Annotated in this window: 9 protein-coding genes; 4 read left to right on the plus strand and 5 right to left on the minus strand. The window is 36.5% G+C overall.

The window, feature by feature from the left end; translation table 11 throughout:
- Positions 1-72: 72 nt before the first annotated feature.
- The 4 genes from recQ to OL233_RS03665 form a co-directional block, all read right to left on the minus strand.
- Positions 73-1,899 (minus strand): DNA helicase RecQ, encoded by a 1,827-nt coding sequence (gene recQ, locus OL233_RS03650; protein ID WP_275471012.1) that lies wholly within the window; start codon positions 1,897-1,899, stop codon positions 73-75.
- A gap of 478 nt (positions 1,900-2,377) precedes the next feature.
- Positions 2,378-3,757: a glycoside hydrolase family 1 protein gene (locus OL233_RS03655; RefSeq protein ID WP_275471013.1), complete on the minus strand. Its 1,380-nt coding sequence runs from the start codon at positions 3,755-3,757 to the stop codon at positions 2,378-2,380.
- 126 nt (positions 3,758-3,883) lie between these two features.
- Positions 3,884-6,571: an alpha-mannosidase gene (locus OL233_RS03660; protein WP_275471014.1), complete on the minus strand. Its 2,688-nt coding sequence runs from the start codon at positions 6,569-6,571 to the stop codon at positions 3,884-3,886.
- Between the two features lie 108 nt (positions 6,572-6,679).
- Complete coding sequence (locus tag OL233_RS03665; RefSeq protein WP_275471015.1) at positions 6,680-7,969, minus strand: glycoside hydrolase family 125 protein; 1,290 nt, start codon at positions 7,967-7,969, stop codon at positions 6,680-6,682.
- 241 nt (positions 7,970-8,210) lie between these two features.
- Between OL233_RS03665 and OL233_RS03670 the strand changes: the two genes are divergently transcribed.
- Positions 8,211-9,281, plus strand: a complete 1,071-nt coding sequence (locus tag OL233_RS03670; protein WP_275471016.1) for a GntR family transcriptional regulator — start codon at positions 8,211-8,213, stop codon at positions 9,279-9,281.
- Positions 9,282-9,296: 15 nt separating this feature from the next.
- Here the strand turns inward: OL233_RS03670 and OL233_RS03675 are convergent, their stop codons facing one another.
- Positions 9,297-10,511 (minus strand): glycoside hydrolase family protein, encoded by a 1,215-nt coding sequence (locus OL233_RS03675; protein WP_275471017.1) that lies wholly within the window; start codon positions 10,509-10,511, stop codon positions 9,297-9,299.
- Positions 10,512-10,677: 166 nt separating this feature from the next.
- Here OL233_RS03675 and OL233_RS03680 point away from each other — a divergent pair, with 166 nt between their 5' ends.
- The 3 genes from OL233_RS03680 to OL233_RS03690 all read left to right on the plus strand — a co-directional run bounded on the left by OL233_RS03680 (position 10,678) and on the right by OL233_RS03690 (position 16,675).
- A complete protein-coding gene (locus OL233_RS03680; protein WP_275471018.1) occupies positions 10,678-12,876 on the plus strand; it encodes a GH92 family glycosyl hydrolase in 2,199 nt (732 codons plus the stop codon).
- 231 nt (positions 12,877-13,107) lie between these two features.
- A complete protein-coding gene (locus tag OL233_RS03685) occupies positions 13,108-14,760 on the plus strand; it encodes a protein O-GlcNAcase (RefSeq protein WP_275471019.1) in 1,653 nt (550 codons plus the stop codon).
- A gap of 19 nt (positions 14,761-14,779) precedes the next feature.
- Positions 14,780-16,675, plus strand: a complete 1,896-nt coding sequence (locus tag OL233_RS03690) for a beta-N-acetylhexosaminidase (protein WP_275471020.1) — start codon at positions 14,780-14,782, stop codon at positions 16,673-16,675.
- Positions 16,676-16,723: the final 48 nt, after the last annotated feature.

A 16,723-nucleotide genomic window follows, 5' to 3' on the forward strand; every position in this document is an offset into this window, starting at 1 on the left:
ACGGGTGTGAGGTTTGATTAATCAAAAAAACAGAAACAAGGCATGGTGAATGCTCACATACCTTGTTTCTGTTTATTTTTCATCTACAAATTTTTTAATAGCACCTAGGAAATCGTCCCCATATTTTTCCAGTTTAGCTTCACCAATACCAGGAATGGCTAAGAAGTCGTCCTCGGTTTGTGGTAAGCGACTTGTCATTTCACGAAGGGATGCGTCGGTAAAGACCACATAAGCAGGCACGCGCTGCTCGTCGGCATGACGGCGGCGTAATACTTGTAGCTCTGCAAATAGTGTAGGATTTTCCACATCGTCTTTAACTTGCGTTGATTTTGCTTTAGGTAAGTCTCGTTCTTTGACTAGATTCATTTTCAGTGAGGCTTCTGGCTGTAGTAAATCATAGGCCCTAAAACCTAATTTTAAGACAGGGTATTTATCGCCATCTTGTTCCAGATAGCCCTCAGCTAACATGAACTCAATCATTTGTCGGATTTGATTCTCTGATGTATCTTTCATTAGACCATATGTAGATAAATGATCTAGTTTTAAATCAATAATTCGTTTTTGTTTGCTGCCACGAAGGACATCAATGACCACTTTAACACCAAAGTTCTCACGGAGTCGTTTAACACAAGAGATAATTTTTTGTGCAGGTATCGTCACATCTATTTTTTCAAAATTATTTAAACAGTTGCTACAATTGCCACAGTAATGAGGGCTCTTTTCACCGAAATAATTTAAAATATAATTGCGCAAACAGTCTTGTGTGAAACAGTAGAAGCTCATTCTTTTTAAACGTTCTTGTTCATGTTTTTTAAAGACTTCTCGTTCTTCTTCCGATAATTTATCATTTTCAGCATTGTTATCAATGAAATACTGATTGGTTACAACATCACGACCGCTATAGAGCAAGATGCACTGTGAATCAGAGCCGTCACGACCTGCACGACCTGCCTCTTGGTAATAGCTCTCCATATTTTTCGGCATGTTGTAATGGATAACGTAAGTGACATTTGATTTATCAATTCCCATACCAAAGGCATTCGTCGCCACCATGATTTTTTTTTCATCGTTAACGAATAGGTCTTGATTACGTTTACGTTCATCAGAAGATAACCCAGCATGATACCGTGTGGCTTCAAAGTCTAACTCATTTAAACGGTCACAAACGTCTTCTACATTTTTTCGAGACTGGCAATAAATAACACCGCTCTCGGTATGATGTTTATCCACAAAGACGCGGACGTATTCAAATTTATCTTTAGGTTTAGTTACAGTGAAGCTGAGATTTTTACGGTCAAAGCCTGTTGTGACTTCGTAAGGTGACTGTAATTGTAAAAGCTGGCTAATATCATGCTTCACGACTTCAGTTGCAGTCGCTGTAAAAGCCCCAACTATTGGGCGCTTAGGGAGTTGTTGGATATATTCATGGATTTGTAGATAACCTGGTCTAAAATCTTGTCCCCATTGTGAGACACAGTGCGCTTCATCCACACTAATAAAATCAACATCGACTGAGCGAGAGAAGTTTAAAAAACGATCAGTTGTTAATTGTTCTGGTGCGACATACATGATTTTATATTGACCAAGACGAGCATTTTCTAAGACTTGGTATTGCTGTGTTGACGTTAGTGAACTATTTAAATAAGCAGCAGGAATACCAACTTGAGTAAGAGCGGCTACTTGGTCTTTCATAAGAGAAATAAGAGGGGAGATAACAAGGGTAATCCCATCAAATAACAAGGCTGGGATTTGGTAACAGATTGATTTTCCCGCACCTGTTGGCATAATGGCTAAGACGTCTTGTTTAGCGAGTAAGGCATCGATAATTCCTTCTTGTCCCTCACGGTAGGAATCATAACCGAAGTAATGTTTAAGTAGGGTATATTTATTTTCTGACATGCCGCAAAAACCTCATTTCTATACTAAATTCAATTCTTTTATTATAGCATAGATTGGCACATTGATTGAGTGGTCTGATTGAAAGGATCTGGGGATAACAAATTAAAAAAAACATGAATTAGAGAAAAATAGAGTGAATTGTGTATAACTAATTATTTTTTTTGAAAAAGAGGACGATTTTTGGGAAAAGTTATGTACAAAGTAAGGTGTTTATACAGATATGGGTATAAGTTGTGTGTAAAAGAATGATTTTGTTAGTAAGTTTAAAAGCTATCCACAATAAAAAGGCACTATCAGTTAAAAGAGCTAACTGTTAGTGCCTTTCTCCAATTTCTCGGAATAGTGCGAACTTTCTCACACCTTATACACGGGTTCGGAAACTCTGATGTATAGAAACTTCAACCCACCATATAATCGAAAGTGCCGATTTTATGGTGGGTCTCCAGTTTTTTACATCAGGTCGAGTTTCCTCACACCTTTATTTTATTGCGTTTTGTTCGATGACTTCTTTCATCCAGAAGCTTGATTTTTTCGGGTAGCGTTTGAAGTTGTCGTCAATGTCTACTCTGTAGAAGCCGTAGCGGTTTTTGTATGAGTTTAGCCATGACCAGCAGTCTACGAATGTCCATAGGTGGTATCCGAAGCAGTTGCTGCCTTCTTCGATTGATTTGTGTAGGAATTCTAAGTGGTCGTTGATAAATTCAATACGGTAGTCATCTTGGATGATGCCATTTTCGTCTTGGAATTTTTCTTCGCCTTCTACACCCATACCGTTTTCAGAGATGAACCATGGTAGGTTGCCGTAATCATTTTTCATACGCATTGAGATATCATAGATACCTTCTGGGTAGATTTCCCATCCGCGGTGAGGGTTGATACGTTTCTCTGGCCAGTCATATCCCATGAAGAATGAACCTGGAGTAATGACATCCATATTTGGATTTTCGCGGTGTTGAACACGTAATGGTTGGTAGTAGTTAACCCCTAAGAAGTCGACTTTATTTGCTTCTAATGTTTCTAAATCGTCTTCTTCGATAACTGGTAATAAGTCGTGTTTACGGTAAAGTTCGATTAATTCTTCTGGGAATTTACCTAATACGATAGGGTCAAGCAAGCTTCTGATTAGTAATAAGTCTGCCATGTGACGTGCGTGTTGGTCTTTTTCATCATCACTTTTCGCATAGACGGGTGATAAGTTTAAGATACATGAGATTTCGCCATCGTTGTTTTTATTTTTGCGGTAAGCTTCAACAGCTTTAGCGTGAGCCATAACAGTGTGGAAACCAACTTGAATGGCACGTTTGTAATCACGAACAGCAGGGTAGTGAGCATCACCTAAGTAACCACATTCGATATGAACCATAGGCTCGTTGAATGTTGCCCATTTTTTGATGATGTCTCCAAATAAAGTGAAAGCGGTATCAGCGTAGAATGCAAAAGCATCCACAGATTCACGAGCTTCCCAGCCGCCTTTTTCCATTAACCACATCGGCATATCGAAGTGGAATAGATTCATGATAGGTTCGACACCTTTATCTTTTAATGTTTGGAAGTAGTCACGGTAGTATGCGACAGCTTCTTCATTAACTGTTTTACCATCAGGTAATAAACGAGCCCATGAAATTGATGTACGATATGAATTCATAGACATATCTTGCATTAATTGTGCGTCTTCCTTGTATTGGTTATAAACATTTGAAGTGTGTTTTGGTCCTACGTTATTGTGGAAACGTTCAGGTTCAGTTTCAAACCAGTAGTCCCAAGTTGTTGCGCTCTTGCCGTGTTCTAATGCCGCTCCTTCTGTTTGTGGGGCAGATGCTGCTGCACCCCAGAAGAAATTCTCTGGAAATTTTCTCATAGCTAAAAGACTCCTTAAAATGTATTTTTGATTTTAAAATAAGTAACTGATCTAGGTCTAGACCAGTTACTTATAGTATATACTATTTTCATTAAATAGGGTGATAAATAACAAGATTAAATGGAATTATTTTGACCAACGCGTTGTGTGGATTTCTGCAGCTGTTAAAGTGTCAGTAAATTCTTTATCTGATTCGTCTTCGATTAATGTACTACGGATACCTGTGTAGCCAGGAACTTTAATATCAAGGGCACAGTCATCTGTATTTGATAAGTTGTAACCGCGTAAGATAATCGCCATTTCATGTTCTTTACGTTTGCATGTTGTTAATAAGTAACCATCAGATTCGATTGAAACAAGTTGGTTAGTTAACGGTAATGTTCCATTGTGACGACTTGTTTGCATTGTAGAGAATGGAATTTGGAAATCTTGTGCTGCTTTGAATGTTTGGTTGTAATCATTCTCACCGTGGAAGCTTACTGCGTATTCGACACGTTGTTCGCCTAAGCATTGTGCTTCTGGTGTTGCGAAGTAACCCCAGTCACCTAATTCGCCAGTTGCTCTGAAAATTGTTAGAGCGATTGTTGTATCTTTTTCAACCAATTCGTATTCATTGATACCGTAGTTGGCTACAGTTACACCTGCTTTTTCATCACGTACGTTTACGAATGAATGTTGATGTTGTGGGTTTGTAGGGTTTTTCCATGTGTCAGCAACAGCATTTGGACGTTCAACCACTTCGTAGATACTTTCAGCAAAGTGATGGTCTGTTTCAATACCAGTAGGGAATAACACACGTAGACGGTGATTCTTCATTTGATTGTTAAAACTTGTTTCAAATTTTAATTGTGAACTATTTTGGTCTAAGCGAATGATTGTTGTTAATTCTAATGGTGCTAGTTCAGTACTACGGCCAGCTTTACGTTGTGTAAAGTCAGTTACAGAGTACATTTCTTCATTAAGTACCTCTTCATCAGCACTTACAGGAATCATCATTGTTTGTTTTAAGGCAATTTTAGCTTGAAGTGGGCTGTCAGTTACAACAGAAACTTCAGCTGGGAAGTCATGAGCATAGATAGGTTGGTCACCTTCTGGAGATTTGAAGATGTACTCGTTAGCAATATCACCCATATTTTCAATAGTTAAGAAATTATCATGTGTGATGCCAGTTTTCTTATCTGTAATGGTTAAGCGACCATCCGTTTTAACGACAACTTTTAAGAAGTCATTTTCTAATGTTTGACCGTTATCTGAGATTAAGCTTGTTGTTTTGTTAGTTGCAGCTTTTTCTACTAACGCAAGACCTTGCCAAGACATTTCAGCCATTTCAGTCATCATCACGCGTACTTTTACATAGCGAGCCATGAATGGGATACGGAAACCATCTTTAGGCAAGTCATAGCCAAAAAGAACTTCTGTTGATACAACTTCTGCTGCAACTTCTTCACCATTTTCATTGATGATAGTGAATTCAGGAACAGTTTCTTCTTGTAATTTATAATATTGACGACGTGGGTGTCCTTCTGAGAATGGGGCACGTGACCATTCGATTTCAGTTTCAAAGACATCTGATTTTTTATTCCCACTTGTATTGAAGACAACGAATGGTTTGCTTCCTTCTGGGAAGTTAGTTGTGTCGATTGCATGTGTTAAGCTTTCTAGGGCTTCGCTTGCAACAAAACGGCCAACTTCTAATGATTTAGCAAAACGAGTCATCATTTCAGCATGAACTTCATCCACACTACAGCCACAAATACTATCATGTGGGTGGTTTTGTAATAATAGTTTCCAAGCGTAACGTAATTCATCATGAGGGTAAACACCAGTTATTTCTGCTGCCATAGTAGCAAGAGGTTCTGAAATGTTTTCTAACTGACGTTGTACTTCTGTATTTTTTTGTTTTAAGTAGATGCGAGATGAAGAGGTATTAGCTAATGTATACCAACCATCTGTTTCTTGACTTGTTAATTCGCCTTCAACAGTGCTTAGGTTTTCAGGAGCATCTTCTTTTACTGCGTCTAAATATTTATCAAAACTACTGTGAACAAATTCGTAGTCAGGGTATAATTCGTTAGCTAATTTAATCGCGTCAGTCACATCTTTTTGTAGAGGTTGGTGGTCACAGCCATTCATCATAAGTAGGTGACCAGTTGATGCGAAAGCTTCAGCGTCCGCTAATTTTTTATCCCAGAATTCAATAGCGGCTTCACGTTCAGCAGGAATTTCATTTCCGTTACTGTACCAGTTAGCAAAAAGAACACCAAAGATTTTAGAACCGTCTGGACCTTCCCACCACATTTCAGAGAATTGAGAAGCATACTTATCATCATTGATAACCGCATTATCAAAGCCAGTTGGTTTAACACCACGTCCGAATGTTGCAACGTCGATGCCACCTTCTAACATCATTTGAGGCGTTTGACCCATGTTCCCGAAAGTATCAGGGAAGTAACCTAACATAACTGGATCGCCCCATTTTTTACTTTCTTCAAGACCGATTAACATATTACGTGTATTTGATTCAGAACTGATTAAGAAATCATCTTGTAAAATGTAGAAGGGTCCAATTTTTAATTTTCCAGCTTCAATCGCTTTGCGAACTTCGGCTTCTTTTTCAGGACGAACTTCTAAGTAGTCATCTAATGCGATAGTTTGGCCATCTAAATGGAAACTATCGAAGTCGGGGTTTGTTTTAAACGTTTCTAATAAATCGTCAACTAATTGTACTAAACGCATATGGTGTTGCTCATATGGCATGTACCATTCGCGATCCCAGTGGCTATGTGAAATAATATAAACTTTTTTCTTTGTCATAATAATCCTCTTTCTTTTAAAAAGGGAGCTAACCGAAACGATTAGCTCCTCTTATGATTTAGTTTTGAAGCTAGTGACAGATAAAATTGTCAAATATAACAGTTATTTCTAACGCTCAACACGGATGTCATAGTAATCCATGACTAATTCACAGAACATCATGTTAGCCCATGAGAACCATTCACGAGTGAATTTGCTTGGATCATCAACATGAACACCTTCATGCATTAAACCAGTTCCGGCTGTTGTTGAGGCTAACATATCTAAGATACGTTTTTTCTCTGATTTATCTGAAGTAGACATTCCTTCTACAGAAACAGCGATAGGCCAGATGTAATCTTCTGGAGTATGAGAGCTTCCCACACCTTTAGCGAATTTACCTTCATAGTAGTAAGGATTTTCTTTACTTAATAGTGTTTTACGAGTGGCTAAGTAAACTGGATCATCTTCAGCACAGTATCCTAAGTATGGTGCTGCCATTAAGCTTGGCACGTTTGAATCGTCTTGGATAGAGTAGTTGCCAAGTCCATCTACTTCGTAAGCGAAGATAGTGTCACCAGCAGCATTTTTAACTTGTGCAAATTCTTTAATACCAGCATCGATTTCTTTTTTTAATTTAGCAGCGCGAGTGACTACTTCAGGTTGAGGTAAGATATCAGTGTAGATTTCTTCTAAGTAATCTAACACAACAACTGCAAACATATTTGAAGGAACTAAGTAACCATAGATACAGCGGTCATCACTTGGACGGAATCCTGACCAAGTCATACCTGTTTTGGCAACGGGTGTTCCGCGGCCATCGTGAGTAAGTGTATCTTCTTCACGCCATGTATCACGTTCAAATGTGTAAGGTGATTGCGTATGATCTTGTTCTGTTTCCCACACTTCTAATATTTTTTGAACGCCTGTTTCAAAATCTTCATTGAAGTGCTCAGTGCGTCCTGTTGATTTATATAATAGGTAAGCTAATTGAATAGGGTAGCAAAGTGAATCAATTTCATATTTACGTTCCCAAATCCAAGGGTTCATTTCTGTGTGGTCAGTTTGGTGACCTGCATTGTTCGCTTCTTCATTGAAAGCATTTGCATAAGGATCCATGTTAATATAGAAGAATTGACGTTTAACAAGGCCAGCAATCATGTCTGCTAAATCGCTATCATTTTTAGCGATAGGTAAGTAAGGTCTTACCTGAGCAGTTGAATCTCGTAACCACATAGCAGGGATATCACCTGTTAATAAGAATGTTGTGTTATCTTCTAAACGTTTAACCGTAGTAAGTAATGTGTTAGCAAAGCAGTTTGAGAAAATCTCGCCCCATGCTGGGTTATCTTGTTGCGTCTTTTTGTTAATCTCATCCATAAAGTTTTGGACAGAAGTTGGTACTGTTTCATAAGCCATAATAATAGCCTCCTTTTAAATGGTATATCAATATTTACAATTACGATTATATGGTATATCATTTGGTTTGTCTAGTAGAAATTATAGGAACCTATAAAATGAGAGTTTATAACTATAATATGTTAGTTTTTAAAATAAGATGTAAGACCTTTCATTGTTTATTTAGAAAGGTTTGTTTGAAAGTGATAGAGTAGATAAACGAAATGTGATAAGATATAGTGGAAAGAAATGGGGAGTCAAGATGAAAAAGAAACCATTATACCAAGTTATTTTAAATGATATAAAAAAAGATATATTAGATGGTCTTTACCAAGTAAACGATCAGATTCCAACAGAGTTAGAGTTATCTGAAAAATATGATGTTAGTAGAATAACATCAAAACGCGCTTTGGCAGAGCTCGAAAATGAAGGGTATATTTATCGTTTGAGAGGTAAAGGAAGCTTTGTTAAAGAAGTGGTTAAACAAAACGGTTCGCCTAAAAAACAAGATATTCTATTTATTATGCCCTTCCCTAAAGATATAGGTTTTGGGAACTATACGCAGGGGATCTTTCAAGGAATAGAAGAAACCAGTTACCGTTTAGTTGTACAGTCACATGAAAATATTAATGTTGACACGTTACCACAGATTATTGAGCATTATGCGGGTGTGATTTTTTATCCAATAAATAAAGGATCAGATTTGGAGCTGTTATATAGTTTGTATTTAAATCATGTCCCAACGGTTATTTTAGATAAAGAGTATGAGGGAATTGATTTTACAACGATTGTTTCTGATAATAAACAAGGTGGATATGAAGCGACGAAGTACCTGCTTGAGTCAGGTCTGGAAAAAATAGGTTTTGTTAGTAGCCAACCTATTATGGATATTTCAACGGTTAGAGAACGTTATTTAGGGTATTTAAAAGCATTGCATGATGCTGGAAATAAAGATAAAACGTTATACCAAGGGAAATCAGGCCAGACAACGGAACAGTTTATTGATAAGATTGTAGCTAGTGTTAAGAAAAAAGAAATCGAAGGACTTGTTGTTGAAAATGATATTATCGCTATTTCATTGATTAATAGCTTAAAGCAAGCCGGTATTTCTATTCCGGAAGAAATTTCAATTGTTGGGTTTGATAATATTCAGGCTAGTGAGCTTATTGAACCAAAATTAACAACTGTCGCACAGAATTTTAATCAAATGGGCTATCTTGCTTGTCAAAAATTAATCGAACAAATAGAAAAACCTTATCCACAATCGGATACGATAGTGGTTGCTGTTGATTTTATTGAACGTGGTACAACTAAAAAAGGAAGAAACGAGTAATCGTTTCTTCCTTTTTTAGTTGTGTAATTTTTCTAAATGAGAAAAATCAACACCTTGTAAATTATCTAAATCGTCTCCATAAGATAAACCGATTCCTCTGGTTTGATCATAACCAATTCCGCTATAAAAGATATAATAGTTCCCGTTTTCTTTTATAAATGAGCTACGATAAAGTCCTTTTCCATCCCAGGCTGTTTTTATTCCAGAGGGATGAAGAATAGCTTTGAGCGGCTCCCAATCTTTACCATTAACTGAAGTGCTGTGATACAGACTCATGGTGTGTCGGTCTTTTAACGTGTTGTCACTTTTTTTTCTGAATCCGACTACCATCATTTCGTATTTGCCATCAATTTTTTGAACATCTAAATGCCAATGTCTCATCTCATCAGGACGCTTAACATCATATGGGATAGATAATTTTTTTACATGTTTCCATTTTTTTCCATCTAGACTGTCTCTATAAACGATATTAAAACCACGTGTCACGTACCACACCTTGTAACCAGATTCATCTTTAACGAAGGCAGGTGAAATCCAATCGTTAGGTTTCCTATTTTCTTTGTAGATGATTTCTTTATTCGACCAATCTTGTCCATCAGAGGTAGTTTGTCTATAAATAGTCACTTTATTTCGAACATCATCAACATAACGCCAAAAAATTTCAAGACGTTGTTTTTCTTTATTGAAGATGAGATGAGTATCCGAATCATATTGTAGGGGACGATTATGTTCGTCATTTTTACTCGAATGTGGTTCATCCAAAGGATTAAGACCACTTTTGGGTTCAACCCATTGTGTTAAATCATTGCTGGCTAAAATATGCGGATTTTCTTTAGTGGCATCACCTTTTGGATAGGCTGTTACGGCCATCCAATAGCTGTATCCATGCCATTTTTTTTCAAAGGAAACGACCGAAGGATGAGTGGCCTCTATTGTGTCATATGCCATAGGTAAAAATAACCGTTCTTTTGCGTTAGCTTGAGTTGTAACTATTTTACCATCAAATTGTATGGCTAATTCCTTACCTGGTATATTTCGTTTATTTTTTAAGTAAATAGAACAAGGATAACTGAAAAGTAAAGAACCAATGATAGTGAGAGTTATCATAAGTGTATAAAATGTTTTTGCCTTGTAATCTTTCTTATTAATGTAAGCATAGAAGCAACTGGTCAAGGCAAAAATAACCAGTGAAACTCCTAAAATGCCAAGAACAACTAATCTTATTCTCAAGGGAACATCTCCTTTAGTATAGTCCATCTCCAAATTCGTTATATACTACCATGAAATGAGAAAAAAATCTATATAGCAAGTACAAATAATATGATATATCAAATGTTTACAAACGGGATAATATGATATATCATATAGTAAAATAAAGTTAAAAGGAGCGCTTACATTGTTAATTGAAAGAGACTTATTAAAGATAGATACGAGGCAAGGGACAAATAATCAACATTCATATTCTAACGGAAATTGTTTACCGTATACAGCAGTTCCTTTTGGAATGAACCATTTTGTAATGCAGACGGCTGACCAAAGAGGCAGTTGGTATTTTAATCCTCATGATCGTGTATTCCAAGGATTCCGATTAACGCATCAGCCTAGCCCATGGATGGGTGATTTTTCTCATATGGTATTTAACCCAATTAGTGGAGAACTTCCTAATCAAACTACTTTTTTTGCTCAAAGTAGCTACCGTCCAGAAGAAGCAGTTTTTGCTCCTCATTATAATAAGGTGAGACAAGAGCGTTATCAGATCACGTCAGAGTTAGTTCCAACTTTGTATGGTGCGAAAATTAAAAGTAGCTATCGCTATACTGACAATAAAGGTATGATTGTAACCTCTCCCGGTCGTTATAAGTTGACGATTGATTTAGAAAAGAATGAGCTTTCAGGTTATATTATTAATTTTTCGGGTGCAGAAGATCCAGACTTTAAGATGTACCTAAGTGTAACTTTTAATCGTAAACTAAGTTCAACTAAATCAGGCTTCTTTATTGAGGATAAGTTATCTGTAGTAACAGAGAATGAAGGCGATGACTTACAGTTGATGCTACGTTTTGAAGAAGGGGAAACAGTCGAAACCACTTTAGCAACAAGTTTTATTTCTGTGGAGCAGGCGAGGTTGAATCGTGAACGCATGATGATGTCTGATTTTGAAGAAACAAAAGCGAACGCTGCTGCTAAATGGTTAGATTATTTAAACCGTATTGAAGTAGAAGATAAAGACGAAACGAAAGTTCATACGTTTTATAATATTCTGTATCGTTCATTTTTATTCCCTCAAACTTTTTACGAGTTAGATAAATCAGGTAATGAGATTCATTATGATACGTTGAGTCAGACTATTAAACCTGGTAAGTTGTTCTCAAACAATGGTTTTTGGGATACGTACAAAACGGTCTATCCATTATATTCATTAATTGCCCAAGATGAGTACGAAGATATGCTAGAAGGTTTCCTAAATTCGTATCACAATAATGGCTTCTTACCAAAATGGTTATCACCAGATGAACGTGGGTTGATGCCAGGAACACTCGTTGACGCTGTGATTGCAGATGCTGCTGTTAAAGGTATCGGAGAAAAAAATATGCCTGAATTTTTAGAGGCGATGATAAAAGCGGCACAAGTTCAAAGTGACAATCCAAATTATGGACGTCGTGGGACAAATCAATACAACGAATTAGGTTATGTATCAAGCGAGTTCGGTGAGAGTGTCAATCATACACAAGATTATGCCTATAGTGATTTCTGTATTGCACAAGTTGCCAAAACACTTGGTAAAGAAGGATTAGTAGAAGAGTATCTAGAACGGTCACATAACTACCGTAATATTTTTGATAAAGAAGTTGGCTTTATGAGAGCGAAAAATCCTGATGGGACTTTTGTCGAAGAGTTTCACCCCTTCAATTGGGGTAAGCATTATACGGAAGGGTCTGCTTGGCAAAATAGTTTTGCTGTCTTCCATGATTTTGCAGACTTAATTGAGCTTCACGGTGGAAAAGAGGTATTCACTGAAAAGTTAATTGAGTTGTGCAATACTTATCCAGAGTTTAACGTGACGGGATATGGCTTTGAAATTCATGAGATGAGTGAGATGGCGGCTGTTAATTTTGGTCAAGTGGCGATGTCTAATCAACCAAGTTTCCATATTCCATACTTGTTTAACTATGTGAATCAACCGATGTATACCCAGTTGTTGGTGAAAAATATTAAGGATAATTTATTCAATGCTGGTTTTGATGGTTTCCCAGGTGATGAGGATAATGGCAGCATGGCGACGTGGTATGTCTTTTCTTGCTTAGGTTTTTATCCAGTGTGCCCAGGATCTGGAGAGTATACAATTGGAAATCCAAGTTTTGATAAAGTAACCTTGCATTTATCTAATGGTAAGGCCTTAGAGATACAGACAACTCATCATTATGATACCCATCATTTTGTTGGGAAAGTGGAACAAGGTGGTAAAGTGGTTAATCCGTTAGCCATTACCCACGATGCCTTGATGACAGGTGAAAAAGTATCGTTTGACATGACGTTAGTGCCACCTTTACCAAAATCAACTTATACAAACTTGCCATTTTCTGTGACAAAATAATAATCTAAAAGCTGATTCTTAGAATCAGCTTTTTCATTTAAAAGATATGGTTTGTACTATTTTATGTGTAATTTATATATAGAGAAATTACAAGTGAAACGTTTACAATTAAGGTGTTGTCAATTTGGTTACTTTTTAGTGCATAGTGACAGAATTCCTTTTTTTAGTAGCATTTACTAAAAAAACTAGGTAAAATCAAGTTAATAAATTAAGAAAGTAGGCATAGAAACTATGACAGATCTAGCTAAAAAATTCGCAGATTATCAAGAAATTTATACCAAAGGAAAGTATGTAACATTTAAATCAGAAAAAGTAAAAGTTATGTTCCATGGAAAATTTTTCCGTTTTGAAGGTGTCAAAGATGTTATCACTGAGGAACAAGAAAATATTTTAGTAGAATGGGTTGCAAGCGATTACTTAGAAGAAGTTGATTTTAAATTTTATCATGAGTTTGATCGTAACCTAACACCAGATAGCTTCACACTAGATGTGACAGAAGACAAAGTGATTACTGTAAAAACTAAAAATTTACGCGGATTCAGATATGCAATGGAAGCGTTTAATTTGTTGTTTGAGAAGATTGAAACAGGAGTAGCATGTCCGATTATTTCATTGTCACATCACGTATCATTTAATATGCGTGGCGTCATTGAAGGTTTTTACGGTATTCCTTGGACTCATCAAGACCGTGTCGAACTGTTAAGTTATTTAGGTCAAAATCGTTTAAATACGTATATGTATGCGCCTAAAGATGATGAATACCAACGTAAATTATGGCGTGAGTTATATCCAGAAGAGAATTTAGTTAAGTTTACTGAATTAGTTGAAAAAGCGGAAAAAGAAATGATTGATTTTTACTATATGATTAGTCCTGGTAATGACATTGATTATACAAAACCAGAAGAAGTAAAAGTGCTGACGGATAAATTACAGCAAATGATTAATTTAGGGATCCGTAATTTTGGCTTATTACTGGATGATATTGATTACATCTTAAAAGGAAATGCGAAGAAAAAATTCTCATCATCTGCAAGTGCCCATGCTTTCTTAATTGCAGAAGTCGATCGTTTCTTAGCTTCTGAATTAGCAGACTATGATCTGGTTGCGTGTCCGACAGAATATGACAACCATCATGATTCGTTATACTTGGAAATTTTAAATCGTGAGTTACCAAAGCATATTCCATTATTCTGGACAGGTCCTTCAACATTAGCGACACAAATCAGTACGAAAGATATTGAAATTATGTCAGCAAGCTATGAGCGTCCAATTGTTATTTGGGATAACATTCCTGTTAATGATTATCAAAAAGATTATGAGTTATTATTCCTTAGTCCATATGAAAATCGCTCACCAAAATTAACTAACAAAGAATTTGATGTTGTTGGGATTGTGTCTAATCCAATGGCACAGTGGGAAATGTCTAAATTTACAGTTCAAAACATGAGTAAATATCTATGGAATACGTCTGCCTATAAAGTTTCACAAAGTTGGACTGAAACGTTAACGGAGTACGCAGGTAGTGATTATTACGAAGCGTTAGAAGTCTTTACATCATTTAATCCAAATAAATACACACGTGAGGTTTACACGTTAGAACAATTAACTAAAATTGAAGCAAAAGATGAAGCTTATATTACTGCAGAGCTAGCTAAATTAGCAGCGGCGAGTGAAAAATTAGCAACATTGCCAAATGAAGCATTCCAAAAAAATGTAGGCCCTTGGTTGGAGCGTGTTAAAAAAGACGTAGCGTATTGGGAAGTAGTGAAGTCTGGTGATGTGACTAAAGTGAAAGAGATGAAAGAAGAGTTATCACAATACCCACATCGTATTGGTTCAGACTTAGTGGCAAAATATGTTGAAGAAACAGGTTTATTAAAATAATATCCTAGGAGTGTTATCTATGACTTGGCAATTAGCAAGTGGTTCGGACTTGCCTCAACCAACATTTGAGATAATTCGATCACATTTAGAAAAAAATCATATATTAAATAAACTGACGGTTGCGCTGGAACTTAAAAGGCAATCGCTAACAATCACATATGATAATAAAAAACAGATGGCGGTCATTCAAGCTCCGACACTTGTTCAATTGTGTCGTGGGTTAGCACGTTTATGTGAGATGCAAGATAAGCAAGAAACCTTTGTGACAGAAAATGCTCATTTTGAAGAGTTGAATTTTATGTTAGAAGCGTCTCGAAATGCTGTTATGACGCTAGCTGTGACTAAAGAATATATCACGATTCTTTCTTTGATGGGATATACTGGCTTATATCTTTATATAGAAGATACATATGAGTTGCCGAATAACCCTTATTTTGGTTATCTGCGTGGTCGTTACAGTAAAGAGGAATTGCAGGAAATTGTTTCTTATGCTTCCATGTTTGGTATTGAAGTCGTTCCGTGTATTCAAACGCTTGCACATTTGACACAAATGATGAAGTGGGAGAGTTATGGTGCTGTTAGGGAAGATAATGATACGTTACTAATTGATGAGCCTCAAACCTACGACCTTATTAATGACATGTTAGTCTTTGTAAAAGAAGTATTTCCATCAGGTAAAGTTCATATTGGGATGGATGAAGCATATGGTGTAGGAGTTGGGCAATATCTTTCTAAACATGAGTATAAGGAACGTTACCAATTAATTCGAGATCATTTAAATAAAGTAGTAGGGATGTGTAATGATTTAGGCTTAGAAACACTGGTGTGGAGTGATTTTATTTATCATACCTTGGATACTAAGCGCATTCCAGGCTACTACCCTGTAAATGTTTCGATAGCACCAGAGAGAGCGGCTGCAATACCTAAGAATATAACATATGTCTACTGGGATTATGGAGAGTTTGTTAGTGAGAACTACGCTAAGCGTATTGAAAACCATAGCAAATTCGCTGATGATATTATGTTTGCTGGAGGTATTCATATATACGGTGCGATGACACCCAATCATGGTAAGTCGCTTAAAACATTGAATCCAGCTTTGATGACGTGTAAAGCACAAGGTGTAAAAAAAGTACTTGCGACAACATGGGGAGACAATGGTCAAGAAGTATCTCATTGGAATGCCTTGCCAATCATGCAGTGGTACGCTGAGCATTGTTATAATACGGGTGTCTCAGAAGACGTGGTTTCGGCTCGTTTTGATTACTCTGTTGCGCCAAATTACTATGGAAAAATGATGGCCATACGTTATTTAGATGAGATTCCAGGGATTGAAGAATTGAATCATTATATGGCTAATCCATCAAAATTCTTACTATGGCAAGACCCGTTAGTTGGTTTGTTTGAAAAGCATGTCAGTGACTATCTGAAGGACCATGATTTGGTAGGGCATTATAAAAAAATGATAGACCAATTATCTTTAGCTCAGTCTGATGGTTCTTTGTTAGCTTTAAATCAAGCATTCTATCAACAATTAGCTCATGTGTTGAGTCTAAAAGCAACACTAGGGTTAGACCTCATAGAAGCCTACCAAACGAATACTGAAGCATTAGAAACAATCAAGACGGAACGACTACCTGATTTAATAGATCAAGTAACTAAATTACGAGACTTACATAGTACTATTTGGTACGGAACATACAAACCATTTGGTTGGGAAGTCCTTGAAAATAGGTATGGCGGGTTGTTAAGTAGATTGGAAACCACTATTAAACGCCTAAATAGCTATTTAAATAACGAGCTAAGTTCTCTTCCTGAATTAGATGAAGAACGCTTAGACTTTACTTCAGTTCCAAATCCTATGACCTTGAATGTTAGTGATTACCGAAGAATAGCATTTACAGGATATAATTAAAAAAACGTGATTGTCGAAAAAGACAATCACGTTTTTTTGTTTGTAATA

This window comes from Vagococcus proximus (genome assembly GCF_029143285.1).
In the GTDB taxonomy this organism is placed as follows: domain Bacteria; phylum Bacillota; class Bacilli; order Lactobacillales; family Vagococcaceae; genus Vagococcus_D; species Vagococcus_D proximus.

Bases quoted from the DNA above. Each gene is read 5' to 3' on its own strand.
- OL233_RS03655 (WP_275471013.1), bottom strand. From the start codon at position 3,757: ATGAGAAAATTTCCAGAGAATTTCTTCTGGGGTGCAGCAGCATCTGCC.
- OL233_RS03665 (WP_275471015.1), bottom strand. From the start codon at position 7,969: ATGGCTTATGAAACAGTACCAACTTCTGTCCAAAACTTTATGGATGAG.
- OL233_RS03690 (WP_275471020.1), top strand. From the start codon at position 14,780: ATGACTTGGCAATTAGCAAGTGGTTCGGACTTGCCTCAACCAACATTT.
- OL233_RS03660 (WP_275471014.1), bottom strand. From the start codon at position 6,571: ATGACAAAGAAAAAAGTTTATATTATTTCACATAGCCACTGGGATCGC.
- OL233_RS03685 (WP_275471019.1), top strand. From the start codon at position 13,108: ATGACAGATCTAGCTAAAAAATTCGCAGATTATCAAGAAATTTATACC.
- recQ (WP_275471012.1), bottom strand. From the start codon at position 1,899: ATGTCAGAAAATAAATATACCCTACTTAAACATTACTTCGGTTATGAT.
- OL233_RS03670 (WP_275471016.1), top strand. From the start codon at position 8,211: ATGAAAAAGAAACCATTATACCAAGTTATTTTAAATGATATAAAAAAA.